The sequence below is a fragment of the Pseudomonas sp. CBZ-4 genome, from assembly GCF_000346755.1.
In the GTDB taxonomy this organism is placed as follows: domain Bacteria; phylum Pseudomonadota; class Gammaproteobacteria; order Pseudomonadales; family Pseudomonadaceae; genus Aquipseudomonas.
Genome location: NZ_ANNV01000028.1, coordinates 1 through 23,947, shown reverse-complemented (window position 1 = coordinate 23,947; position 23,947 = coordinate 1). Strand labels below are relative to the sequence as shown.

Sequence of the window (23,947 nt, the reverse complement as noted above, 5' to 3'; positions counted from 1 at the left end):
TTCAGGCATACCGAGGTGATGCCATCGCAGGCAAGCCAGCTCCCACACTTAGATTCGCATTGATTCAGGGTTACTGCGAAGTCTTCGCCATCTGCTTGTCCGACGTACGCCAGATCAACCGCGTGGTGTCATACCCCTGCTGTCGCGCCCGGCTCAGCAGGTCTTCGCGGGTGTCCGCATTGACCGTCGGCGTACGCGACAGGATCCACATGTAGCGCCGGCTCGGGCTGCCCACAATCGCGGTCTTGTAGTCATCGCTGACATACAGCACCCAGTAATCGCCCTTGGCGACGCCCGGCAGCAACGACGTAAACCAGTTGTTGAATTCCACCCAGAGCTTGTCGGTCTTGCCCGGCACTTGCGGCGTGGCCGTGCCTTTGGCTTCTTCCCACTTCCATTCAGTCGTCAGGCAGCGGTTGAACACCGACATGTCGCCATCCGGCAACAGGGTGTAACGGGCTTCGGACTGCGCGCAGTTGCGCTGGAAGTACATCGGCAATCGCGCCAACTCATACCAGGTGCCCTGGTAACGCTTGAGGTTGACGTTGCTCGCGGTCTTGGGTTGCAGATCATCGCCAGAATGGCTGGCGCAGCCTGCCAAAAACAGGCTGGCGCAAAGGTATAAAACAAAACGCATCATTCTTCTTCTCCCGCAGGCTCGCGCCCCGGTTTACTTCAGGCCTTGCCCGGAAAACATCAGAACCTTGTCACCGGCATATTGCACGCTGATAAAGCTGGTTTTATCGCCCCAGGTGCAGCTGGACATGCCCAGTGCGCCGGAACAATCGGTCGGCTTACCCAACAGCGACTCCACCTCGGCCTTGGCCATGCCAGCCGACAGCTTTGCGTAGTTTTCTTGGTTGACCTTGCTGCAAGCGGCCAACAGCACGCAAAAAGTCAGCAGGGCGAGACGGCGTAACGACATGGAAAAACTCCTGGAGGGACGAAGCAGCATGGGGGTCTGCCAGAAGCTTAGAAGGGAAAAGGGGTTTCTGGTTCCCGACGAGCAAAAACAAAAAAGCCCCGAAAACGCTGAAACGTTTCGGGGCTTCTTTTAGGGTGAACCGGCTCACAACACGGCCGATCACTTATCGCAGCAATTTACTTCTTGTGATACGCCGTCACACGCTCAACTTCTTCCTTCGAACCCAGGAACACCGCCACACGCTGGTGCAGGCCTTCCGGCTGGATGTCGAGGATGCGCTGGTGGCCGTCGGTGGACGCGCCGCCCGCTTGCTCAACCAGGAACGACATCGGGTTGGCTTCGTACATCAGGCGCAGCTTGCCCGGCTTGGACGGCTCGCGGCTGTCGCGTGGGTACATGAACAGGCCACCACGGGTCAGGATGCGGTGCACGTCGGCAACCATCGCGGCCACCCAGCGCATGTTGAAGTTTTTCTTCAGCGGGCCTTCTTCGCCAGCCATCAGTTCGCCAACGTAGCGGGTTACGGGTTCTTCCCAGTGGCGCTGGTTGGACATGTTGATCGCGAATTCCTGGGTAGCGGCAGGAATGGTGATGTCTTCGTGGGTCAGCACGAAGCTGCCCATCTCGCGGTCCAGGGTGAAGCCCTTGACGCCGTCGCCCAGGGTCAGCACCAGCATGGTCTGTGGGCCGTAGATCGCGTAGCCGGCAGCAACCTGCTGGGTGCCTGGCTGCAGGAAGGCCTTTTCGTTCAGCGGCTCGTTCTGGCTCAGGTATTCGTTCGGGCAACGCAGTACCGAGAAGATGGTGCCAACCGGGGCGTTGATGTCGATGTTGGACGAACCGTCCAGTGGGTCGAACACCAGCAGGTACGCGCCTTTCGGGTATTTGCCCGGGATCTGGTAGGCATTGTCCATTTCTTCGGACGCCATGCCGGCCAGGTGACCGCCCCATTCGTTGGCTTCGAGCAGGATCTCGTTGGAGATCACGTCGAGTTTCTTCTGCACTTCGCCCTGCACGTTTTCAGTGCCCATGCTGCCCAGGACACCACCCAAGGCGCCTTTGGAGACGGCGTGGCTGATTTCCTTGCAAGCACGCGCCACCACTTCGATAAGGAAGCGCAGATCGGCAGGCGTGTTGTTGCTGCGGGTCTGCTCGATCAAATAGCGACTCAAGGTAACGCGGGACATGTAAGGCTCCGAAGAATGGGGGGCTTGAAAACCCGCGCAGTTTAACGCGAGTCGGGGCTTATTTCCTCTAATCAGAGGATTTAACGCCAATAGAGTTCACGGTTTGGCCTGGGGCTTGCGCAACAAACTGTAGGCCATGCCTCCCAGCGCTGCCACACCGAGCAGGAGCACGGCCCACAGGCCGAGCTTCTTCCAGTCGGCAGCGGCTTCAGGCGCAGCGGCAACGGCGGCTGTTTTGACCGCCACCTCACCGGCGACCTGAGCCTGTCCCAGCGCCTTGAAGCGCTCGGCACTGTAGTCCGGGATCAGCGTGGTCAACGGCAGGTTCGCCGCCTTCACCGACGCGTTGCCCAGCGCCAGGGTAAACGGCGGCTCACCCCGCGCCAGGAACACCAACTGCGTGGCGCGCACCGCAAAGCGCAGGGCCGGTGCCTCGACGCCCAGGCCGCCGCCGCGTTCGTCCACCTGCAACTTGAGCTCAGTCACGACCTGACCCGGCAACGGCAACTCATCCTGCACCACGTCCTGGCCGTTCTGGGTCAGGCGGTAGAGCAAACCGTTGCTCAACGGTTGCCAGGCCTGCTGGCTGTCGCGCCGCCCGGACAAGGTCACCGGCGCCAAGGTATTGGGTTGGTTCAACTCGACACGCAAGCGCTCGATATTCAGCCCGGTCGGCAACTGCCAGCTGTATTCCCCCGCCTTGAGCCGCGTGCCCGCCAACGGCTGCGACCACACCAGCGGCATTGGCAGGCTGCTGCTGGTGGCGCTGACCAGCTTGGCCGAGGTCAACTGCGGCGCGGCCTGGCCTTGCCACACCAGGCGCAGGTAACGCGCCGTCCGCCCCGGCAGGTTCACGTCGTGCTGCTCGACCCGCTCGTCGGCAAACGACAGGCGCGCCACTTGCCCGTCGCCCCAAGGTGTCCAGTGCTGCAAATCATCGCTGGCCTCGATGCTGAAACGCTGGAAACCCTCTTGCTCACGGCTCCAGTCCAGGCTCAGTTGCTGCAACGGCGCCTTGATCGCGCTGGCGTCCAGCACCCAGCCGCGCAACACCTGCTGCGCCTGCGGCGTGGAGGGGCGGATTTCCAACAATGTGCCCTCGCTGGTGGATTTCATCACCACGCCCGGCAAGGCTTCATGGGTGTCGGCGGCGTACAGCGGGAACCACTTCACGTCCGCCACATTGCGGCTTTCGCTGCGCTGCGAAGCTTGGCGGGACAGCGCGTAGGCCTGCGGTTCCCCGGCAGCGTTGAACACCCGCACGTCGCTCAGATCCGCCTGCCGCGCGCTCAATTGCACCGCCAACGGCAACTCCAGGCGATACCAGGGACCGGCGCCGCTCACCGCCAGCGGCACCTGGACCGCAAAGTCGGCCGGCGTTTCCTGGGCGAAGGCCGCCGCACACAGCAGCCACAACGCCAACCCACTCAGACTCAACTTGCCCATCAAGACGATGCTCCCTCGGTTTCCACACGCTTGGGCGGCAGCGGCGCAAAGTAGCCCACCACCAGCAACAAGCCGCCCACGCCGATAAACGACACGATCCGCGCCAGCCCGCCACGGTTGCTCAATTCGACAAAAAACAGCTTGGCCACCACCAGCGCAATCAGCGCCGCACCGATCAGCCACACTTCGCGACGATGGCGCAGGTGGCCGCCGATCATCAGGCCCAGGGCGATCAACGTCCACACGATCGACAGGCCGGCCTGCACCAGCATCGATTCGAGCAACGCATCCAACTGGAACGGCACACCGCCCCAATGATGCGCGGCGCGCATCACCAACGCGGTAAAGAACGCAAACAGCGAGATGCCCGCCACACCCTGGGCGATCAACGCCACACGCGGCCCACGCTCCGGCGCGGCACTGCGCGACCACAGGTAGATGCCCAGCAACGCGAACAGCAAACCCAGATCCAGCGGGTTGAGCAGCGGCACATAAGGCAGCGGCTCGGCCGTGCCATCGCTGAACATGTTCGCCAACCAGAACCAACCGAGCATCAGCACCGCCAACGGCAGCGCGGCGAGCACGCGGTATTCCCGTGGATACGCGGCCACCGGCCACGGCCAATTGCGCGGCGCAGCGGCCAGCACCAGGTACAGGCTGGGCAGAATCGCCCAGCCGAGCCAGCGCCAGGCGTTGTACTGATCCGACAGCAGCAACAGGCCGTAACGCAGTTCCAGCGCCAGCACGCCGATCAGCATCCAGCAGCCCAACACGTGGGCCGCGCTCAGCACCTTGCCGGGCACCGTGGAAGCCAAGCGCCGCAACGAGATGAAATGCACGGCGAACACCGCCAGCCAGGCCAGCCAGCCAAACTGCGCCGCCGGGTGGTAATAGGCGTGGGCCGACACCAGCAACACCACGCCCGCCGCCGGCATCAGCAAGGTGCAGAGCATGCCCAGCGACGCCCAGTTCAGGCGGGCGGCCAACAGCGTCCAGATCGCCACGCTCACGGCCGCGATTGCCAACAGCAATGCGCCTTGCAGTTCGCGCGGGACAAAACGCAGCACTTCGCCGATCAACGCAAACGCCCACCACGCCGCGCCCCAGACCAGCAGCAGGTCGGACAGGCGTTGCAGTTTCAGCACGCTAAACACCGGCGCATGGGGCTCACGCTGCAAGCGCCAGGCGCCGACCAACGCGGCCAGGCCCAGCACCAACGGCGTCCAGAAACCGCTGTGGGCCAACGGCCGCAAGCCTTCGCTGGTCAACGGCCCCAGCAGTTCCGGCACCGATAGCAGGAATGAACCACCACCGATCAGTTGCAGCAGCAAGCCGAACACAAAACTCACACGCTGTTGCAGGTACAGGCTCAGCCAGATGATCAACAGCCCACTGGCCGCCCACACGCCGCTGGCGCTTTGCCACGGCAGCACGAACAGCACCGCGAGGTTGATCAGCACCAAGCCCGCCAGCAGCACCACCGACAGCCCGCGCAGCAAACGCATATCGTCGCGCACCATGTCGTCGCGCGCCGCCAGCAGCATGCCGCCGATCAAGGCCAGGCCGATCAGCGACGCGGTGAGCAAGCCACTCCAGCCTGCACTGAACACCGCTGCGCCTTCACCGCCTTGCAGGCGCAGCAGGAACAACGCGCCGCCCAGCAACTGCACGGCGAACGCGGTGAAGAGGAAGGTACGCGAGCCGATGCGCAGGCCGACAAATAGCGTCGCCAGCCCGGCGATGGCCCAACTGATGGCGGTGCCTTGGGTCAACAGCAGCAAGGGTGCGAGCAAATACAGGAAGGTCAGACCCAGGCTCGCCAACACCGGCAGGCCTTTGCGCTCCCAGTCCGTCGCCTGTTCGTTCGGTGCCTTTCGCAATTGATCGAAGCTGAACAGCAGCGCCGCGCCCAGCAGCAAAGCACCCAAAGGGGCACCGTCGAGCAAAGTGTGTTCGCCGATGCGCAACTCGCTGAGGAACGCCAGCGCGGAGCCCACTTGCAGCAGCAAGCCGAAGGCCCGCGCCAATGGCCGCTGCTGGCGCAAGCCAAGCCAGAAGATCCCGGCGCCTTCCACGGCCCAGGCGGCAGCGGTCCAGCGCGCATCGAGGCCCAAGGGAATCGCCAGGCTGGCAAAGATCACACCCAGTGCCAGACAGGTTTCAGCCAACAACAACGCGCGGCCACCCCTGAGCAGTCGCGCCAGCCCCATGTAGATAATGCCCAGGCCCAGCGCACTGAACGCGGCGGCAAACTCAAGGTGCTGCACCAGCGCGAACTGCAAGCCAAAGCCCACCAGCGGTGGGCCGAACAGCAGGCTGCCGTCGACATAATCGCCCTTGGCAGCCGACCAGCGCAGCAACGCATCACGGCCTTCAGGCGCGCCCCCCATCTCCAACAACTTGCGCCGGGCAAACAACAGGCCGATGGCCAGGTACATCAGGAAAAACAGGATCAGGAACGGCTCGGTGCTCCACAGCAGTTCCGGCGTGTAGGAGCGCAGGCCCCAGGCGAAGCCGATGCCGAAGGTGCCGACAAAGCCGATCAGGTTGAGCAGGCGCCACGCCTTGAACCAGGCGATGGCGAGGATGCCGGCGTTGAGCAAGGCGAAGTAACTGAACAACGCCACATGGTTGCCGGCGCCAGTGGACGTGAGGATCGGCGCCGCGAAACCGCCGAGCGCGGCGGCACAGGCCAGGCCCAAGGCGTCCTGGGTAATCGCCAGGATCGCCGAGAACACCGTGACCGCCACCAGCAAGCCCAGCGCCGCACCGGGATCGATCAGCGGATGCAGGCGCATCGCCGCGAAGACCGTGAGGTACAGCACCGCGATCCCGGTGCCTTGCAGCATCAGGCCGTAGTTGCTGTTGCGCAGGCGCAGCCACCAGCCCAGGCCCAACAGGGCGATGGCAGCGGCGGCGACACCGGCGTAGCGCAGTTCAATCGGCACCACCATGCCTTCGGTGGCATAACGCAGCAAGAACGCCAGGCCGAGGAACAACAGCACCACGCCGACCCGCAATACGGTGTTGCCGCCAAACAGCCAATTACGCGCACCGCTGATGGCGCGTTCGATCAGGTTGGGGCCACGGGGGATTGCCGGTTCTTTTTCCGGGCGTGGCGTTGGGGCCCAGGCGTCTTCCGGCAGTGGCCGGCTTGTTTCGGCAACCACGGCGACGGGCGCCAATTCGGCCGGCAGCTCCCAGACAAGCTCCGGCGCCTTGGCTACGGGGGTTGGCTCGGGGATCGGGGGTTCGACGATGACGCTGCTTGGCGGCGCGGGCACTTCCAGTTGCCGCAGGCGTTCACCCAGGGCGATCAGCGCCTTTTGCGTGGTTTCCAGCTGAACTGCCTGCTTGTCTGCCTGGGCCGCAAGCTGCGTCAGGCGGATCGCCTGGCCAAGCCCCAGGCCCAGCAGCGCACCGATGCCGGCGTCACTGAACGACTCGTCGAGTGTCCAGCCGAGCGCGAGGCCAATCAGCATGAAAATCCATTGCATGGTCGATAATCCCTAGGCAAACCGAGGCCTAGTATATCGACGCGAGAGCAATGTGGGAGAAGGCTTATGTGGGCTTGTGTGGGAGCGGGCTTGCCCGCGATTGCGGTGTGCCAGTCGACATATTTGTTAACTGACACACCGTAATCGCGGGCAAGCCCGCTCCCACAAGAGCCTGTTCCCACAGGGTTTTGCGGGGTTTAGTCGAGGGCTTTCCAGATTTCGGTGGCGTACTCGCGGATGGTCCGGTCGGAACTGAACCAGCCCATCCGCGCCGTATTGAGCACCGCCGAGCGCCACCACGCCTTGGAATCGTGCCAATGCGCTTCGACCCGCGCCTGGGCGTCCCAGTAGGAATCGAAGTCGGCACACACCAGGAAGCGGTCGTAATCGACCAACCCGTCGATCAAGCCCACATACCGCCCCGGATCATCCGGCGAGAACACCCCGCCACGGATCGCTTGCAGCACATCGTTGAGGCGATGGGACGCGGCGATATCCGGCCCGGCGTTGAACTCACCGGCATGTTTACGCGCTTCCACCTGCTGCGCGCTGAGGCCGAAGATAAACATGTGCTCGGCGCCGACGCGCTCGTGCATCTCCACGTTGGCGCCGTCCATGGTGCCGATGGTCAGCGCGCCGTTGAGGCCGAACTTCATGTTGCTGGTGCCCGAGGCTTCAAAGCCGGCGGTGGAGATCTGCTCCGACAAGTCCGCCGCCGGGATGATGCTTTCGGCCAGGCTGACGTTGTAGTTGGGCAGGAACACCACCTTGAGCAGGCCGCGCACGGTGGGGTCGTTGTTGACGGTGCGGGCGATGTCGTTGGTCAGCTTGATGATCAGCTTGGCCTGGTGATAGCTGGCCGCCGCCTTGCCCGAGAAGATCTTCACCCGTGGCACCCAATCGGTACCCGGCTCGGCGCGGATCGCCTGGTACAGCGCCACGGTGTGCAGCAGGTTGAGCAGTTGGCGCTTGTACTCGTGGATGCGCTTGACCTGCACGTCGAACATCGCCGCCGGGTTGACCGAAATGCCCAGGCGTTCGTGGATGATTTCCGCCAATGCCCTTTTACTGTGCAGGCGTTGCTCGGCGAACTCCTTGCGGAACGCCTGCTTGTCGGCAAACGGTTCCAGCTCGATCAGGCGTTGTTCGGGTTGGTCGAGGATGTCCGGGCCGAGGGCCTCCACCAGCATCTCGGTGAGCTTGGGGTTGGCCTGGTACAGCCAGCGGCGAAAGGTGATGCCGTTGGTTTTGTTGTTGATCCGCTCGGGGTAGAGCTTGTGCAGTTCGGAGAACACTGTGCTGCGCATCAGTTGGGTGTGCAAACCCGACACGCCGTTGACGCTATGGGAGCCGAGGAACGCCAGGTTGCCCATGCGCACGCGGCGGCCGTTGTCTTCTTCGATCAGCGACACGGCGCGCAGCACGTCGAAATCGTGGATGCCTTTGGCGCGCAGCGAATCGATGTGCTGGGCGTTGATCAGGTAGATGATCTGCATGTGCCGGGGCAGCATGCGTTCCATCAGGCCGACAGGCCAGGTTTCCAAGGCTTCGGGCAGCAGGGTGTGGTTGGTGTAGGACAGGGTTTCGACGGTGACTTGCCAGGCCGCATCCCAGGCGATGTCGTGCAGGTCCACCAACTGGCGCATCAACTCGGCCACGGCAATGGACGGGTGGGTGTCGTTGAGCTGGATCGCGGCGTGTTCGCCCAGGCTGAGGACCGAGCCGTGCATGTTCTTGTGGCGGCGCAGCAGGTCTTGCAGGGAGGCGGCGACAAAGAAGTATTCCTGACGCAGGCGCAGTTCCTGCCCCGCTTCGGTGCTGTCGGCCGGGTAAAGCACACGGGAGATGCTTTCGGCGCGGGCCACTTCGGCGACGGCGCCGAGGTGGTCACCGGCGTTGAAGCGTTCCAGGTGCAGGTCTTCCACCGCGCGGGCACGCCACAGGCGCAGGGTGTTGACGCTGGCACCGCGCCAGCCAACCACCGGGGTGTCATAGGCAATGGCGCGCACGGTTTCGTTGGGGGTCCATTCCTGGATCAGCTTGCCGGAACTGTCAGGCTTGGTTTCGACGCTGCCGCCAAAGCCAATCGGGTACACCACTTCCGGCCGTTCAAACTCCCACGGGTTGCCGAAATCCAGCCAGTGCTCGGTCTGTTCCTGTTGCCAGCCATCGACAATCGCCTGGCGGAACAGGCCGTGTTCATAACGGATGCCGTAGCCGTGGCCGGCAATGCCCAAGGTCGACATGCTTTCCATGAAGCACGCCGCCAGACGGCCAAGGCCGCCGTTGCCGAGCGCCGCGTCGGGTTCCAGCAGGCGGATGCGTTCCAGGTCCACGCCCAGCTCGGCCAGGGCTTCGCGGGCAATCTCCAGCACGCCGAGGTTGCTCAGGCTGTCGTAGAGCAGACGGCCGATGAGGAACTCCAGGGAGAGGTAATAAACGCGCTTCTGGCCTTTGCGGTAAATGCGCCGCGTGTGGTCCATCCAGTGATCGACCATCTGGTCGCGCGCGGCCAGGGCAATGGCTTCGAACCAGTCGTGGTCGAAGGCATGATCCGGGTCCTTGCCCACCGCGTAGGTGAGTTTGGTCAAGACGGCATCGCGGAATGCGGCTACCTCTGCTTCTCGTGCAAGTGGTTCCTGAGACATCAGATGCGACCTCGGGCGAGATAGAAGGAGTTGCTAGAGCCTAGACGGTCTGACACACGGTGACCGCTCTGGTTCGGCACTTTTTTAACGCATTTACCTTTGCTGGATTTAGATGCATTGGCCGTGCCTGCTTTGCCTGCGGCGCGCCTTCTGGCCGAAACCCAGAAAATATTGTTCAAAAAATCACCAATCCCGGTATGATCGCGCGCCCGGATACAGCCCCACCTTTTGGAACCCTGATGAAGCCTCAACTGATCGCCGCCGCGGAACTCGACCGTCTTGAAACGTGGCAGAAATACTCCGCGCACATGTGCGGTGGCTGCGTGTCCAGCTGCTGCACGCTGCCGGTGGAAGTGAAGGTCAAGGACCTGATCCGCATTGGCCTGGTCGATGAGTTCGAACTCGGCGACCCGGCGAAGAACATCGCCAAGCGCTTGCAGAAGGAAGGCATCGTTGAGCGCTTCAATTCCAAGTCCGAGATTTTTACCCTGCAGCGCATGAGCAACAACGACTGCCTGTTCCTGGATCGTAAGACGCGCTTCTGCACTATTTATGACAAGCGCCCGGATACCTGCCGCAACCACCCGAAGATCGGGCCTCGCCCGGGGTATTGCGCGTACAAGCCGAAGGAAGTGGTGCGCGAGACCAAGTTCAAGACGCTCGATAAGTTCTGATCCAGATTCTGTAGTGCCCTTTAGGGCCTCATCGCAGGCAAGCCAGGTCCCACATTTTGATTTGTGAACACATTCAAGTGTGGGAGCTGGCTTGCCTGCGATGGGGCCGATAGAGACAACACACAAACTGCAGGCACAAAAAAACGCCCCCGGCCTTTCGACCGGGGGCGTTTTTCATTCAGCCTGAGTTAACTCAGTTCTTGGCTTTCTTGGCAGCGCGGGTACGCTCGCCTTCGTCCAGGATCTTCTTACGCAGGCGGATCGACTTAGGCGTAACTTCGCACAGCTCGTCGTCCTGGATGAATTCCAGGGCCTGTTCCAGGGTGAAGCGAACAGGTGGAACCAGAGCGATGGTTTCGTCTTTACCCGAAGCACGCATGTTGTCGAGCTTCTTGCCTTTGGTTGGGTTGACGCCCATGTCGGTGTCACGGCTGTTCAGACCAACGATCTGACCGTTGTAGATCTCTTGACCGTGTTCAACGAACAGCTTGCCACGCGCCTGGAGGGTTTCCAGGGAGTAGGTCAGCGCCTTGCCGGTTTCTACCGATACCAGAACGCCGTTCTGACGGCCGGACATTTGACCGGACTTCATCACGTCGTAACGGTCGAAGATCGAGGTCAGGATGCCAGCACCGTTGGTCAGGGTCAGGAACTGGTTACGGAAACCGATCAGACCACGAGCAGGGATGTTGTATTCCAGACGTACACGGCCTTTGCCATCCGGCACCATGTTGGTCAGGTCGCCCTTACGCAGGCCCATCTCTTCCATCACCTTGCCCTGGGATTCTTCCGGGGTGTCGATGGTGACGTTTTCGAACGGCTCGTTCTTCACGCCGTCTACAACGCGGATGATCACTTCTGGACGACCAACGCCCATTTCGAAGCCTTCGCGACGCATGGTTTCGATCAGTACGGACAAGTGCAGCTCGCCACGGCCCGATACCTTGAACTTGTCAGCCGAGTCGCCTTCTTCAACGCGCAGTGCAACGTTGTACAGCAGCTCTTTGTCCAGACGTTCCTTGATGTTACGGGAAGTCACGAACTTGCCTTCTTTACCGCAGAAAGGCGAGTCGTTTACCTGGAAGGTCATGGAAACGGTTGGCTCGTCAACGGTCAACGGCTTCATCGCTTCAACGTTCAGCGGGTCGCACAGGGTGTCGGAGATGAACAGCGAGTCCATGCCGCTGATGCAGACGATGTCGCCGGCAGCCGCTTCTTCAACGTCTACACGGTGCAGGCCGTGGTGACCCATCAGCTTCAGGATACGACCGTTACGCTTCTTGCCGTCGGCGTCGATAGCCACAACCGGAGTGTTCGGCTTGACGCGACCACGAGCGATACGGCCAACGCCGATAATGCCCAGGAAGCTGTTGTAGTCCAGTGCCGAGATTTGCATCTGGAACGGACCGTCACGGTCAACTTTTGGCGCTGGTACGTTGTCGACGATCGACTGGTACAGCGGGGTCATGTCTTCAGCCATGTCGGTGTGGTCCAGACCGGCAATACCGTTCAGGGCCGAGGCGTAGACGACTTTGAAGTCCAGCTGTTCTTCGGTGGCACCCAGGTTGTCGAACAGGTCGAAGATCTGGTCCAGAACCCAGTCCGGACGCGCGCCTGGACGGTCAACCTTGTTGATCACCACGATTGGACGCAGGCCGGCTTCGAAAGCCTTCTTGGTCACGAAACGGGTTTGCGGCATAGGGCCGTCTTGGGCATCAACCAGCAGCAGAACGGAGTCAACCATCGACATTACGCGTTCTACTTCGCCGCCGAAGTCGGCGTGGCCCGGGGTATCCACGATGTTGATGTGGTAGCCGTTCCAGTTGATGGCGGTGTTTTTCGCCAGGATGGTAATACCGCGCTCTTTTTCCTGGTCGTTGGAGTCCATCACGCGCTCGTCGTTGAGCTCGTTGCGCTCCAGGGTGCCGGATTGACGCAGGAGTTTGTCTACCAGGGTGGTTTTACCATGGTCAACGTGAGCAATGATGGCGATGTTACGTAGATTTTCGATCACTTGTGTATCTCGATCAGAGGATTCGGTGTGCTGACAGGTCGTGGCAGCGATTAACAGTAGAGTCAGGCCTTGCCGTTACAGCTTGACGGCAGAGTCGGGGGGCCGGTGACGCAGGCCACAGGCAAACAGCCCCGGGCTCTTAGCTCGGTCGATAAACGCGCACATTGGCATGCCCCTCACTGAGCAAATGGTGGGCATGCAGGCGACTCATCACGCCTTTGTCGCAATACAGCAGGTACTGACGGCTGTTATCCAGTTCCTTGAAACGCGCGTTCAATGCATAAAACGGCAGCGTTTGTACGTCGATGCCAGCGATTTCCAGCGGCTCATCTTCAGCGGCATCCGGGTGACGGATGTCGATGACGATCTGGCCGGCCAGGGCTTCGCTGACTTCTTCGATCTTGATGTCCTGGCCCAATTCGTCGATCACGCGATCGATCGGCACCAGCTTGGCATTCTCGAGCGCACGCTCCAGAACGGCCATGTCGAACTGTTGTTCTTCGTACTCCACGCGGTTGCGCTTGGCGTGGGTCTTGGGGTTCACCGAGATGACCCCGCAATATTCAGGCATGTGCTTGGCAAAATCCGCCGTGCCGATTTCTTCGGCCAGGTCGATGATGTCCTGCTTGTGACTGGCGATCAGCGGGCGCAAGACCAGCTTCTCGGTGACGCAATCGATCAGCGACAGGTTCGGCAGCGTTTGGCTGGAGACCTGGGAGATGGCTTCACCGGTCACCAGGGCGTCGATCTGCAACTGATCGGCGATCCGCGACGCAGCGCGCAACATCATACGCTTCAATACCACGCCCATATGACTGTTATCGACTTTACCGAGAATTTCTCCCAGCACTTCCTCAAACGGTACGCTTACAAATAGCACGCGTTGGGAGCTGCCGTACTTCTTCCAGATAAAGTGCGCGACTTCCATCACGCCCAATTCGTGTGCACGCCCGCCCAGATTGAAGAAGCAGAAGTGGCTCATCAGGCCGCGGCGCATGATCTGGTAGGCCGCCACCGTGGAATCGAAACCGCCGGACATCAAGACCAGGGTCTGTTCCAGGGCGCCCAGCGGGTAGCCGCCGATGCTGTTGTGCTGGCTGTGGATAACAAACAACCGTTGGTCGCGAATTTCCATGCGCACTTCGATTTGCGGCGCTTTCAGGGAAATTCCGGCGGCGCCGCACTCGCGACGCAGCTTGCTGCCGACGTATTTTTCGACGTCCATGGAGCTGAAGGTGTGCTTGCCGGCACGCTTGCAACGCACCGAAAAGATCTTGCCTTCGATCTCGCTGCCGAAGTGCTGTTTGCACTTCTCGGTGATGTCGTCGAAGTCGCCCAGCGGGTACTCATCCACCTGCAGGAAATGCGCGATGCCCGGCATGCAGCTCAGGCGTTCGGTCATATCCTTCAAGGCTTTGGCGTCGGTGAGGCGGGTTTCCAGCTCGAGGTTGTCCCACACGCCGTTCACCACCACAGCCGGGTCCAGGTCACGGAGCACGGCACGGATGTTCTTGGCCAACTGACGGATGAAACGCGTCCGTACCGGTCGGCTTTTGATGGTGATCTCGGGGAAGACTTTAACGATTAATTTCATGGAAACAGCGCGCGCCGGGCCTGCTGAAAAAGGGGGGCGCGGATTATAGCGGAAATCGCTCAAGGTTTAACCAGTTAATATGCATTGGACTGCGCACGCACTAAAGCAGTGCGTTTCCAGGCGGAAGCGCCACATTGCGGTGCGCCATTTTCGAGCTTTTGTCGCATTGCACCTTTATAGGGGCGTTTTTGGACCAAAAAACCCATGTTGGCGCACTGGCATGCAATTTGCTCTCTTGTGAGGCAGGTTGCCATGGCGGACTATCCGCGCCGGCATCACCCACATTCTAAGGGCTAACTCCACTACCCCAGCCCGAAGCCACCCGGAGGACACTATGTCGAAGTCGGTTCAACTCATCAAAGATCATGACGTTAAATGGATTGATCTGCGCTTCACGGACACCAAAGGCACGCAGCACCACGTGACCATGCCGGCTCGTGACGCGCTGGAAGACGACTTCTTCGAAGTCGGCAAGATGTTCGACGGTTCCTCCATCGCTGGCTGGAAAGGCATCGAAGCCTCCGACATGATCCTGCTGCCGGACGACGACTCCGCCGTTCTGGACCCGTTCACCGAAGAGCCGACCCTGATCCTGGTCTGCGACATCATCGAACCTTCGACCATGCAAGGCTACGATCGCGACCCGCGCGCCATCGCCCACCGTGCCGAGGAATACCTGAAGACCACCGGTATCGGTGACACCGTTTTCTGCGGTCCAGAGCCTGAGTTCTTCATCTTCGACGAAGTGAAGTTCAAGTCCGACATCTCCGGTTCGATGTTCAAGATTTTCTCCGAGCAAGGCTCGTGGATGTCCGACCAGGACATCGAAGGCGGCAACAAAGGCCACCGTCCAGGCGTCAAAGGCGGCTACTTCCCGGTTCCGCCGTTCGACCACGACCACGAAATCCGTACCTCCATGTGCAACGCGCTGGAAGAAATGGGCCAGGTCGTTGAAGTTCACCACCACGAAGTGGCAACTGCTGGCCAGAACGAAATCGGCGTCAAGTTCAACACCCTGGTGAAGAAAGCCGACGAAGTTCAAACCCTGAAATACGTTGTCCACAACGTTGCTGACGCCTACGGCCGCACCGCGACCTTCATGCCTAAGCCTCTGTACGGTGATAACGGTTCGGGCATGCACGTGCACATGTCCATCGCCAAAGATGGCAAGAACACCTTCGCCGGCGAAGGCTATGCCGGCCTGTCGGAAACTGCCCTGTTCTTCATCGGCGGTATCATCAAGCACGGTAAGGCCCTGAACGGCTTCACCAACCCAGCGACCAACTCCTACAAGCGTCTGGTACCAGGTTTCGAAGCACCGGTCATGCTGGCCTACTCGGCCCGTAACCGTTCCGCCTCGATCCGTATTCCTTACGTCAACAGCCCACGTGGCCGTCGTATCGAAGCACGTTTCCCGGACCCGGCTGCCAACCCGTACCTGGCGTTCGCCGCCCTGCTGATGGCTGGCCTGGACGGCATCCAGAACAAGATCCACCCAGGCGACGCCGCCGACAAAAACTTGTACGACCTGCCGCCTGAAGAGGCCAAAGAGATCCCACAAGTGTGCGGCAGCCTGAAAGAAGCCCTGGAAGAGCTGGACAAGGGCCGTGCGTTCCTGACCAAAGGCGGCGTGTTCAGCGACGACTTTATCGATGCCTACATCGCCCTGAAAAGCGAAGAAGAAATCAAGGTCCGCACCTTCGTACACCCACTGGAATACGAGCTGTACTACAGCTGCTGATCCGGTAGCGCCGCTTAACGTGGCGTGACAAAAAAAGGGCCTCCTTCGGGAGGTCTTTTTTTTGCCTGTTCGCCGTGTCCGACCACGACCTACTCATTGAAGGCCATTTCCCGAACCTTCATAAAACTGCAGAAATATCCGACATACCCCAGGCAGCCGCATCCCTAGGATGCGACGACCAGCCGCCACCCTCCTGCATACTTCGCAATGAACTCCACCTGCAAGCGCCTATGCTCACTGATGCTCATGCTCAGCCCGCTGACCAGCGCACAAGAACGCACCCCCTCCCCAACCAATGACTTCGTACCCGCCGCATGGATCGTGCAAGCGCCCGAACAGCGCAGCACGGCTATCAGCGTGCACATCAACGGCATGGCCGCTCACGCTGACGAGACCAGCATTGCGATCCTGCAAGTCGCCTGCTATCGCTCACCGTTGCGCCTGGTCATCTCGCTGTATACCCACACCGACGAACTGCGCTTCAATCCCGGCATCTATGAAGGCCCGGGCGCCAAGTCAACCGGCCCCCTCAGCCTCACGACAGGTGCGCTTCCCGCCCACACCTATCGCGTGAACGGCCACTACAGCGCAGAACACCCACAACCGCAGGGTGCCCTGTTCAAACTCACCATGACAGCCAATCGCCGCGAGTTACGCGAGTGGATCAGCGATGACATGGCCGGCCGCCCCATCAAGATGAAACTGCCTTCGGCCGTTCGCGGAGGCACGCCGTTGACTGCGGCGTTTTTACTGCCGCACAACCAGGGTGGCCTGCGCGAAGTCATCACCCCGTGCCTGAACAATAGAAAGACCACGCCGAAAAAACCTGCCTGAATCCACAACATCACGCCTGCGTGACCTCCCGCCCTGACACACACCGCCAACAAAGCCTTTTTCAGCATTCCTGAACAGACTCGACAAATACGCACTATATTGGTGCGTAAGGCTGCCCCCTTCCCACCCATCAGCCCATTTTGGTTCGAAACTTCCCGAGAAAGCTGGCAGAACGCCACAGACTCGCGCCCTAAACCCCCATTCCAGGGCATTTACGCTTCTTTTCGGAGCCTTGGTTTGGTTTTTGCATTTTCCTTGTATCAGCGCGTGCCTCAAGCCCGCGCCTTGCTCCAAAAGAGGTCCTGATGACCATCAGCGATGCACTGCACCGTTTGCTACTCGACAACCTGACCACCGCGACCATCCTGCTCAATGACGACCTGCGCCTTGAGTACATGAACCCGGCGGCGGAGATGCTCCTGGCCATCAGCGGCCAGCGCAGCCATGGGCAGTTCATCAGCGAATTGTTCACCGAGTCGGCCGAGGCCTTGAGCTCGTTGCGCCAGGCGGTGGAGCAGGCACACCCGTTTACCAAGCGCGAAGCGATGCTCACCGCCCTCACCGGCCAGACACTGACCGTCGATTACGCCGTGACCCCGATCCTCAGCAACGGCACGACCCTGCTGTTGCTCGAAGTGCACCCCCGCGACCGCCTGCTGCGCATCACCAAGGAAGAAGCGCAGCTGTCCAAGCAGGAGACCAGCAAGATGCTGGTGCGCGGCCTGGCCCATGAGATCAAGAACCCGCTCGGCGGCATTCGCGGCGCGGCGCAGCTGCTGGCCCGTGAGCTGCCCGACGAGAACCTCAAGGACTACACCAACGTCATCATCGAGGAAGCCGACCGCCTGCGTAACCTGGTGGACCGCATGCTCGGCTCCAACAAGCTGCCGTCCCTGGCGATGACCAACGTGCACGAAGTGCTGGAGCGCGTCTGCCAACTGGTCGAGGCCGAAAGCCAGGGCTGCATCACTTTGGTGCGCGACTACGACCCAAGCATTCCCGACGTGTTGATCGACCGCGAACAGATGATCCAGGCGGTGCTCAATATCGTGCGCAACGCCATGCAGGCCATCAGCAGCCAGAACGAGCTGCGCCTGGGCCGCATCAGCCTGCGCACCCGCGCCCTGCGCCAGTTCACCATCGGCCATGTGCGCCATCGCCTGGTGACCAAGGTCGAGATCATCGACAACGGCCCGGGCATTCCTGCGGAACTCCAGGAAACCATTTTCTTTCCCATGGTCAGCGGCCGCCCGGACGGTACCGGGCTGGGCCTGGCCATTACCCAGAACATCATCAGCCAGCACCAGGGTCTGATCGAATGTGAGAGCCATCCTGGCCACACCACGTTCTCGATCTTTCTGCCACTGGAACAAGGAGCCCCATCGACATGAGCCGTAGTGAAACTGTCTGGATCGTCGATGACGACCGTTCTATCCGCTGGGTCCTCGAGAAAGCCTTGCAACAGGAAGGCATGACCACCCAGAGCTTCGACAGCGCCGACGGCGTGATGAGCCGCCTGGCACGCCAGCAGCCCGACGTGATCATCTCCGACATCCGCATGCCCGGCGCCAGTGGCCTGGACCTGCTGGCCCGCATTCGCGAGCAGCACCCGCGCCTGCCGGTGATCATCATGACCGCGCACTCGGACCTGGACAGCGCTGTCGCGTCCTACCAGGGCGGCGCCTTTGAATACCTGCCCAAGCCGTTCGACGTGGACGAGGCGGTGGCGCTGGTCAAGCGCGCCAACCAGCACGCCCAGGAACAGCAAAGCCAGGAAGCCCCACCGGCCCTGACCCGCACCCCGGAGATCATCGGTGAAGCGCCGGCGATGCAGGAAGTGTTTCGCGCCATCGGGCGCTTGAGCCATTCCAACATCACCGTGCTGATCAACGGCGAATCCGGCACCGGTAAAGAACTGGTGGCCCACGCCCTGCACCGGCACAGCCCACGGGCGGCGTCGCCGTTTATCGCGCTGAACATGGCGGCGATTCCCAAGGACTTGATGGAGTCCGAGTTGTTCGGCCACGAGAAAGGCGCGTTCACCGGCGCGGCCAACCTGCGGCGCGGGCGCTTTGAACAGGCCGACGGCGGCACGCTGTTCCTCGATGAAATCGGCGACATGCCGGCCGACACCCAGACCCGCCTGCTGCGTGTGCTGGCGGACGGCGAGTTCTATCGCGTGGGCGGGCACACGCCGGTCAAGGTCGACGTGCGCATCATCGCGGCGACCCACCAGAACCTGGAAACCCTGGTACACGCGGGCAAGTTCCGTGAAGACTTGTTCCACCGCCTCAACGTGATCCGCATCCACATCCCGCGCATGTCGGACCGTCGCGAGGACATCCCGACCCTCGCCCGCCACTTCCTCAGCCGCGCCGCCCAGGAGCTGGCCGTCGAGCCGAAGCTGCTGAAAAGCGAGACCGAGGAATACCTGAAAAACCTGCCATGGCCGGGCAACGTGCGCCAGCTGGAGAACACCTGCCGCTGGATCACGGTGATGGCGTCCGGCCGCGAAGTGCATATCAGCGACCTGCCACCGGAACTGTTGAGCCTGCCGCAGGACTCGGCGCCGGTGACCAACTGGGAGCAGGCGCTGCGTCAGTGGGCCGACCAGGCATTGGCACGCGGCCAGTCGAACCTGCTGGACAGCGCGGTGCCGGCGTTTGAGCGGATCATGATCGAGACGGCCCTCAAGCACACCGCTGGTCGTCGTCGCGATGCGGCTGTGCTGCTGGGCTGGGGCCGCAATACCTTGACGCGCAAGATCAAGGAATTGGGGATGAAGGTCGATGGCGGCGATGATGACGAGGGCGATGACGCCTGACATCTCTCTCACCTCCACCGAAAATCCAATGTGGGAGCGGGCTTGCCCGCGATAGCGCCGTGTCAGCCACTGAAAATGTTGGCTGATACACCGCTATCGCAGGCAAGCCAGCTCCCACATTTGTTTTGTGCTGGGCCCGATACCGTGCACCGCTTCAAGGCACCATGAACCGGCATTGGGCATGGAACCAACACATGAAACTTCAGCGTCGCTGATAAAAACCTGAAAACCAAAAACACCAAAGCCCCGTATTCCGGGGCTTTGCGCTTTCTGTAAAAAGTTTTTTGCACAACCTGGCCACTCTGGCACGCCCCCTGCAATAACCCTCGTACAACCCAGTTTCGGGGACCTTGGTACAGGCAGGCCGAGAATCCCCTCTTTACACCCGGGGTGCTCGATGCGAACCGCGTCGCGCTCCACACCGCTTTGGGGAACCTTGGTACAGGCAGGCCGGGGATTCCCTCTTTAACACTGAAGCCCGTGCGGCTTCACCCCGTTTTGGGAGCCCTGGTACAGGCAGGCCGGGAACTCCCTCTTTTATTGCTCCTGGAGATGGATCTCCAACCGCCAGCGGCCTTCGGCCTTCTCGCCTTTCCATTCCCCGCGCAACGGCCGAGCCGCCACCAGGTTCAGCAGCAGGCCGCCATCGGTCTTGCGGATGCGCCAGTTCACGTCCTTGTCATTGACCTTGAGTTGCCCACTGGCCGCCTTGCCCTGGGCGTCGAACAGCAGCGCCACGGTGCCGTCGACATGCTCGCCGTGCAGCTTGGGTTCGCTGTTGAACCACACCACCACGCCGTCCGCCGCCGTCTCGACCAGTTGCAGTTCGATGGGGTCCGCAGTGGTCAGTCGACCAATCATCAGCCCCACCATCATGCCGACAATCGCCAAAGAGCCCATGACCCTCGGCATTAGCTTCGGTCTTGGGTCCTCTTCGGGAGTAGAATGCAGCGCATCTTTACCTTCGGAGCCGTGCATGTTTCACGTCATCCTTTTTCAACCAGAAATTCCGCCGAATACCGGCAACGTTATCAGGCTGTGCGCCAACAGTGGCTGCCACCTGCATTTGATCGAGCCCCTGGGCTTCGACATGGACGACAAGCGCCTGCGCCGCGCCGGGCTGGACTACCACGAGTACGCCACGCTCAAGCGCCACGCCGACCTGGCCAGCTGCCTGGAAAGCCTGGGGCACCCACGGCTGTTCGCGTTCACCACCAAGGGTTCGCGACCGTTTCATGATGCCAGCTTTGCCGAAGGGGATGCCTTCCTGTTTGGCCCTGAGAGTCGCGGTCTGCCGGCTGAGGTGCTGGATGCCCTGCCCGATGGTCATCGCTTGCGGTTGCCGATGCGTGAAGGGTGCCGCAGCCTGAACCTGTCCAACACCGTGGCCGTCGCTGTCTATGAAGGCTGGCGTCAACTCGGTTTCAAGTAATACACAAAACAAAATGTGGGAGAGGCATGTGTAGGAGCTGGCTTGTGTGGGAGCCGGGCTTGCCCGCGATGCAGACACCTCGGTGTATCAGTGATACCGAGGTGATGCTATCGCAGGCAAGCCAGCTCCCACACAAGCCAGCTCCCACAGCAAGCCCGCTCCCACATTTTTTACCGCATCGACTTATTGAACAGTCGACGAACCTTCCTGTTGCATGCGCTGCAGCTCTTGCGCGTACAGGGCATCAAAGTTCACCGGTGCCAGCATCAGCGCCGGGAACGAGCCACGGGTGACCAGGCTGTCCAGGGTCTCACGGGCATACGGGAACAGGATGTTCGGGCAGAACGCGCCCAGGGTGTGGCTCATGGACGCTTCGTCCAGGCCCTGGATCAGGAAGATACCGGCCTGTTGCACTTCAGCGATGAAGGCGACTTCTTCGCCGTTCTTCACGGTCACCGACAGGGTCAGCACGACTTCGTGGAAGTCGCCTTCCAGTGCCTTTTGACGGGTGTTCAGGTCCAGCGCAACGCTTGGGGTCCATTCCTGGCGGAAGATCGCCGGGCTTTTCGGCGCTTCGAACGACAGGTCACGCACGTAGATGCGCTGCAGCGAGAACTGTGGGCCTTGGTCTTGCGCAGCTTCGGTGTTCTGTTGGTCAGTCATCGCAGATCCTTGTGATCTTGGGGTCTTTTAGGGGTTAGGCGAGCAGCGCATCCAGCTTGCCGGCGCGCTCAAGGGCAAACAGGTCGTCGCAGCCACCGATGTGCTTGGCGCCGATCCAGATCTGCGGCACGGACGTGCGCCCCGCCTTCTGGGCCATTTCGGCACGCACCTGGGGTTTGCCATCGACCTTGATTTCTTCGAAGGCAACGCCCTTCTTCTCCAGCAAGGCCTTGGCCCGCATGCAGTAAGGGCACCAATCGCTGGAATACACGACAACCTGGCTCATATCACTTCACCAGCGGGAGGTTATCGGCTTTCCAACTGCCGATACCGCCGGACAGCTTGGCGGCGGTGAAACCGGCCTTGAGCATTTCGCGGGCGTGGGTGCCGGCGTGCTGGCCCTGGGCATCGACCAGGATGATGGTCTTGGCCTTGTGTTTTTCCAGCTCGGCCAGGCGCGCGATCAGCTTGTCCTGTGGAATGTTCAGGGCACCGACGATATGGCCGGCGGCAAAATCCTTGGCCGGGCGGATGTCCACGACAACGGCCTCATCCTTGTTGACCAGCGCGGTCAGCTCCGCTGTGCTCAGGCTGCGGCCACCACGGCTCATCTCGTGAGCGATCAGCAGCGCCAGCAGGATGACGAAGGCACCCACGAGCAGATAGTGGGCAGTGGCAAATGCAATCAGGTGATCAACCATCAAGGAGGTTCCAGGGCGTTAAAATGGCGGTAAGTATACACAGCCGCCGGGGGGGGCCAACCCCCGTAAAGCGGTGACGCGGTCGGAACTTCGCTTTAAACTGCCACTCCCTTTTCAATCGCCTTCCTTTATTACCGCCACGAGAGGATCTATGACTACTACGCCTAAACCTTTGGTCCTGATAATTCTCGATGGCTTCGGACACAGTGAAAGCCACCACGACAACGCGGTATACGCGGCCAGGAAGCCCGTCCTCGACCGCCTGACCGCGACGATGCCCAATGGCCTGATCTCCGGTTCCGGCATGGACGTGGGCCTGCCGGACGGCCAGATGGGCAACTCGGAAGTCGGCCACATGAATCTCGGCGCCGGACGAGTGGTCTATCAAGACTTCACCCGCGTGACCAAAGCGATCCGCGATGGCGAGTTCTTCGAGAACCCGACCATCTGCGCCGCCGTCGATAAAGCCGTGGCTGCCGGCAAGGCCGTGCACTTCATGGGCCTGTTGTCCGATGGCGGCGTCCACAGCCACCAGGACCACCTGGTCGCCATGGCCGAACTGGCCTACAAGCGCGGCGCCGACAAGATCTACCTGCACGCCTTCCTCGACGGTCGCGACACCCCGCCGAAAAGCGCGCAATCGTCCATCGAACTGCTGGACGCCACCTTTGCCGCCCTGGGCAAAGGCCGCATCGCCAGCCTGGTCGGCCGCTATTTCGCCATGGACCGCGACAACCGCTGGGATCGCGTGTCCCAGGCCTACAACCTGATCGTCGACGGCCAGGCCGAATTCAACGCCGCCACTGCCCAGGAAGGCCTCGAAGCCGCCTACGCCCGTGGCGAGAGCGATGAATTCGTCAAGGCCACCACCATCGGCGAGCCGGTCAAAGTGGAAGACGGCGACGCCGTGATCTTCATGAACTTCCGCGCCGACCGCGCCCGCGAGTTGAGCCGGGTGTTTGTCGAAGACGGTTTCAGCGAGTTCGAACGCGCGCGCCAGCCGAAAGTCCACTACGTCGGCCTGACCCAATACGCCGCCAGCATCCCGGCCCCTGCCGCTTTTGCGCCGGGCAGCCTGGAAAACGTGCTGGGCGACTACCTGGCGAAAAACGGCAAGACCCAGCTGCGCATCGCCGAAACCGAAAAATACGCCCACGTGACCTTCTTCTTCTCCGGCGGTCGTGAAGAACCGTTCCCGGGCGAAGAGCGCATCCTGATCCCGTCGCCCAAAGTCGCCACCTACGACCTGCAGCCGGAAATGAGCGCGCCGGAAGTCACCGACAAGATCGTCGACGCCATCGAACACCAGCGTTATGACGTGATCGTGGTCAACTACGCCAACGGCGACATGGTCGGCCACAGCGGCAACCTCGCCGCCGCGACCAAGGCCGTGGAATGCCTGGACGAGTGCGTCGGCCGCATCGCCGAAGCGCTGGAAAAAGTCGGCGGCGAAGCGCTGATCACCGCTGACCACGGCAACTGCGAGCAGATGTCCGACGAATCCACCGGCCAGGCCCATACCGCCCATACAACCGAACCGGTGCCGTTCATCTACGTCGGCAAGCGTGATCTGAAAGTACGTGAGGGTGGCGTGCTGGCCGATGTGGCGCCAACCATGCTGAAGCTGATGGGGCTGGAGAAGCCGGCTGAGATGACCGGCACCTCGATCCTGGTCTAAATCTCGGATACACCACATAACAGTGTGGGAGCGGGCTTGCCCGCGATAGCGGCAGATCAGTAGCCATTTATGTGGCTGACCCACCGCCA

Annotated in this window: 19 protein-coding genes; 7 read left to right on the top strand and 12 right to left on the bottom strand. The window is 61.3% G+C overall.

What is annotated here, in order from left to right; genetic code table 11:
- Window positions 1-70: 70 nt before the first annotated feature.
- The 6 genes from B348_RS0103965 to B348_RS0103935 form a co-directional block, all read right to left on the bottom strand.
- Window positions 71-640: a lipocalin family protein gene (locus B348_RS0103965; RefSeq protein WP_017734862.1), complete on the bottom strand. Its 570-nt coding sequence runs from the start codon at window positions 638-640 to the stop codon at window positions 71-73.
- A 30-nt stretch (window positions 641-670) separates the two neighbouring features.
- Window positions 671-925 carry a hypothetical protein gene (locus tag B348_RS0103960; protein ID WP_017734861.1) on the bottom strand — a complete coding sequence of 85 codons (255 nt, stop codon included), beginning with the start codon at window positions 923-925 and terminating at the stop codon, window positions 671-673.
- A 176-nt stretch (window positions 926-1,101) separates the two neighbouring features.
- Window positions 1,102-2,112, bottom strand: coding sequence for a class 1 fructose-bisphosphatase (locus B348_RS0103950; RefSeq protein ID WP_017734859.1), 1,011 nt, complete (start codon window positions 2,110-2,112; stop codon window positions 1,102-1,104).
- Window positions 2,113-2,208: 96 nt separating this feature from the next.
- A complete protein-coding gene (locus tag B348_RS0103945; protein WP_017734858.1) occupies window positions 2,209-3,558 on the bottom strand; it encodes a DUF3999 domain-containing protein in 1,350 nt (449 codons plus the stop codon).
- Complete coding sequence (locus B348_RS0103940) at window positions 3,558-7,055, bottom strand: DUF2339 domain-containing protein (RefSeq protein ID WP_017734857.1); 3,498 nt, start codon at window positions 7,053-7,055, stop codon at window positions 3,558-3,560. The genes B348_RS0103945 and B348_RS0103940 overlap by 1 nt, the downstream gene beginning before the upstream one ends.
- 197 nt (window positions 7,056-7,252) lie before the next feature.
- On the bottom strand, window positions 7,253-9,703 hold the full coding sequence (locus B348_RS0103935; RefSeq protein ID WP_026136535.1) for a glycogen/starch/alpha-glucan phosphorylase: 2,451 nt from the start codon (window positions 9,701-9,703) through the stop codon (window positions 7,253-7,255).
- 239 nt (window positions 9,704-9,942) lie between these two features.
- Here B348_RS0103935 and B348_RS0103930 point away from each other — a divergent pair, with 239 nt between their 5' ends.
- Window positions 9,943-10,377, top strand: a complete 435-nt coding sequence (locus B348_RS0103930) for a YkgJ family cysteine cluster protein (protein ID WP_017734855.1) — start codon at window positions 9,943-9,945, stop codon at window positions 10,375-10,377.
- Window positions 10,378-10,570: 193 nt separating this feature from the next.
- Here the strand turns inward: B348_RS0103930 and typA are convergent, their stop codons facing one another.
- Both typA and thiI read right to left on the bottom strand, forming a co-directional pair.
- Window positions 10,571-12,391, bottom strand: a complete 1,821-nt coding sequence (typA, locus tag B348_RS0103925; protein ID WP_017734854.1) for a translational GTPase TypA — start codon at window positions 12,389-12,391, stop codon at window positions 10,571-10,573.
- A gap of 139 nt (window positions 12,392-12,530) precedes the next feature.
- Window positions 12,531-13,985, bottom strand: a complete 1,455-nt coding sequence (thiI, locus tag B348_RS0103920; protein ID WP_017734853.1) for a tRNA uracil 4-sulfurtransferase ThiI — start codon at window positions 13,983-13,985, stop codon at window positions 12,531-12,533.
- A gap of 334 nt (window positions 13,986-14,319) precedes the next feature.
- On the opposite strand from thiI, the gene glnA reads away from it, so the two are divergent.
- The 4 genes from glnA to ntrC all read left to right on the top strand — a co-directional run bounded on the left by glnA (window position 14,320) and on the right by ntrC (window position 19,384).
- Window positions 14,320-15,726, top strand: coding sequence for a glutamate--ammonia ligase (glnA, locus tag B348_RS0103915; RefSeq protein WP_017734852.1), 1,407 nt, complete (start codon window positions 14,320-14,322; stop codon window positions 15,724-15,726).
- A 240-nt stretch (window positions 15,727-15,966) separates the two neighbouring features.
- Window positions 15,967-16,560: a hypothetical protein gene (locus tag B348_RS0103910; RefSeq protein ID WP_017734851.1), complete on the top strand. Its 594-nt coding sequence runs from the start codon at window positions 15,967-15,969 to the stop codon at window positions 16,558-16,560.
- Between the two features lie 305 nt (window positions 16,561-16,865).
- Complete coding sequence (glnL, locus tag B348_RS0103905) at window positions 16,866-17,951, top strand: nitrogen regulation protein NR(II) (RefSeq protein ID WP_017734850.1); 1,086 nt, start codon at window positions 16,866-16,868, stop codon at window positions 17,949-17,951.
- Complete coding sequence (gene ntrC / locus B348_RS0103900; RefSeq protein WP_017734849.1) at window positions 17,948-19,384, top strand: nitrogen regulation protein NR(I); 1,437 nt, start codon at window positions 17,948-17,950, stop codon at window positions 19,382-19,384. Before glnL ends, ntrC begins: the two co-directional genes overlap by 4 nt.
- Before the next feature lie 537 nt (window positions 19,385-19,921).
- On the opposite strand, the gene B348_RS0103895 is transcribed toward ntrC, so the two are convergent.
- Window positions 19,922-20,362 (bottom strand): hypothetical protein, encoded by a 441-nt coding sequence (locus B348_RS0103895; RefSeq protein ID WP_026136533.1) that lies wholly within the window; start codon window positions 20,360-20,362, stop codon window positions 19,922-19,924.
- On the opposite strand from B348_RS0103895, the gene B348_RS0103890 reads away from it, so the two are divergent.
- Window positions 20,361-20,816, top strand: coding sequence for a tRNA (cytidine(34)-2'-O)-methyltransferase (locus B348_RS0103890; protein ID WP_003171120.1), 456 nt, complete (start codon window positions 20,361-20,363; stop codon window positions 20,814-20,816). The genes B348_RS0103895 and B348_RS0103890 overlap by 2 nt on opposite strands.
- Window positions 20,817-20,999: 183 nt before the next feature.
- On the opposite strand, the gene secB is transcribed toward B348_RS0103890, so the two are convergent.
- Genes secB through B348_RS0103875 form a run of 3 tightly spaced genes read right to left on the bottom strand, consistent with a single transcriptional unit; the run spans window position 21,000 to window position 22,180 of the window.
- The gene (secB, locus tag B348_RS0103885; protein WP_003171119.1) at window positions 21,000-21,479 is read right to left on the bottom strand and encodes a protein-export chaperone SecB; all 480 of its coding nucleotides are present in this window, start codon (window positions 21,477-21,479) and stop codon (window positions 21,000-21,002) included.
- A gap of 34 nt (window positions 21,480-21,513) precedes the next feature.
- Window positions 21,514-21,765 carry a glutaredoxin 3 gene (gene grxC, locus B348_RS0103880; protein ID WP_017734847.1) on the bottom strand — a complete coding sequence of 84 codons (252 nt, stop codon included), beginning with the start codon at window positions 21,763-21,765 and terminating at the stop codon, window positions 21,514-21,516.
- Between the two features lies 1 nt (window position 21,766).
- Window positions 21,767-22,180 carry a rhodanese-like domain-containing protein gene (locus B348_RS0103875; RefSeq protein WP_017734846.1) on the bottom strand — a complete coding sequence of 138 codons (414 nt, stop codon included), beginning with the start codon at window positions 22,178-22,180 and terminating at the stop codon, window positions 21,767-21,769.
- Window positions 22,181-22,331: 151 nt separating this feature from the next.
- Between B348_RS0103875 and gpmI the strand changes: the two genes are divergently transcribed.
- Window positions 22,332-23,858, top strand: coding sequence for a 2,3-bisphosphoglycerate-independent phosphoglycerate mutase (gpmI, locus tag B348_RS0103870; protein WP_026136532.1), 1,527 nt, complete (start codon window positions 22,332-22,334; stop codon window positions 23,856-23,858).
- The last annotated feature ends 89 nt before the right edge of the window (window positions 23,859-23,947 follow it).

Excerpts from the sequence above, each read along its gene's own strand:
- secB (WP_003171119.1), bottom strand. The coding sequence starts at position 21,479 with ATGACTGACCAACAGAACACCGAAGCTGCGCAAGACCAAGGCCCACAG.
- B348_RS0103965 (WP_017734862.1), bottom strand. The coding sequence starts at position 640 with ATGATGCGTTTTGTTTTATACCTTTGCGCCAGCCTGTTTTTGGCAGGC.
- gpmI (WP_026136532.1), top strand. The coding sequence starts at position 22,332 with ATGACTACTACGCCTAAACCTTTGGTCCTGATAATTCTCGATGGCTTC.
- B348_RS0103910 (WP_017734851.1), top strand. The coding sequence starts at position 15,967 with ATGCTCATGCTCAGCCCGCTGACCAGCGCACAAGAACGCACCCCCTCC.
- B348_RS0103895 (WP_026136533.1), bottom strand. The coding sequence starts at position 20,362 with ATGCACGGCTCCGAAGGTAAAGATGCGCTGCATTCTACTCCCGAAGAG.
- B348_RS0103960 (WP_017734861.1), bottom strand. The coding sequence starts at position 925 with ATGTCGTTACGCCGTCTCGCCCTGCTGACTTTTTGCGTGCTGTTGGCC.
- B348_RS0103940 (WP_017734857.1), bottom strand. The coding sequence starts at position 7,055 with ATGCAATGGATTTTCATGCTGATTGGCCTCGCGCTCGGCTGGACACTC.
- B348_RS0103875 (WP_017734846.1), bottom strand. The coding sequence starts at position 22,180 with ATGGTTGATCACCTGATTGCATTTGCCACTGCCCACTATCTGCTCGTG.
- ntrC (WP_017734849.1), top strand. The coding sequence starts at position 17,948 with ATGAGCCGTAGTGAAACTGTCTGGATCGTCGATGACGACCGTTCTATC.
- B348_RS0103935 (WP_026136535.1), bottom strand. The coding sequence starts at position 9,703 with ATGTCTCAGGAACCACTTGCACGAGAAGCAGAGGTAGCCGCATTCCGC.
- B348_RS0103890 (WP_003171120.1), top strand. The coding sequence starts at position 20,361 with ATGTTTCACGTCATCCTTTTTCAACCAGAAATTCCGCCGAATACCGGC.
- B348_RS0103950 (WP_017734859.1), bottom strand. The coding sequence starts at position 2,112 with ATGTCCCGCGTTACCTTGAGTCGCTATTTGATCGAGCAGACCCGCAGC.
- B348_RS0103930 (WP_017734855.1), top strand. The coding sequence starts at position 9,943 with ATGAAGCCTCAACTGATCGCCGCCGCGGAACTCGACCGTCTTGAAACG.
- B348_RS0103945 (WP_017734858.1), bottom strand. The coding sequence starts at position 3,558 with ATGGGCAAGTTGAGTCTGAGTGGGTTGGCGTTGTGGCTGCTGTGTGCG.
- glnL (WP_017734850.1), top strand. The coding sequence starts at position 16,866 with ATGACCATCAGCGATGCACTGCACCGTTTGCTACTCGACAACCTGACC.
- thiI (WP_017734853.1), bottom strand. The coding sequence starts at position 13,985 with ATGAAATTAATCGTTAAAGTCTTCCCCGAGATCACCATCAAAAGCCGA.
- grxC (WP_017734847.1), bottom strand. The coding sequence starts at position 21,765 with ATGAGCCAGGTTGTCGTGTATTCCAGCGATTGGTGCCCTTACTGCATG.
- glnA (WP_017734852.1), top strand. The coding sequence starts at position 14,320 with ATGTCGAAGTCGGTTCAACTCATCAAAGATCATGACGTTAAATGGATT.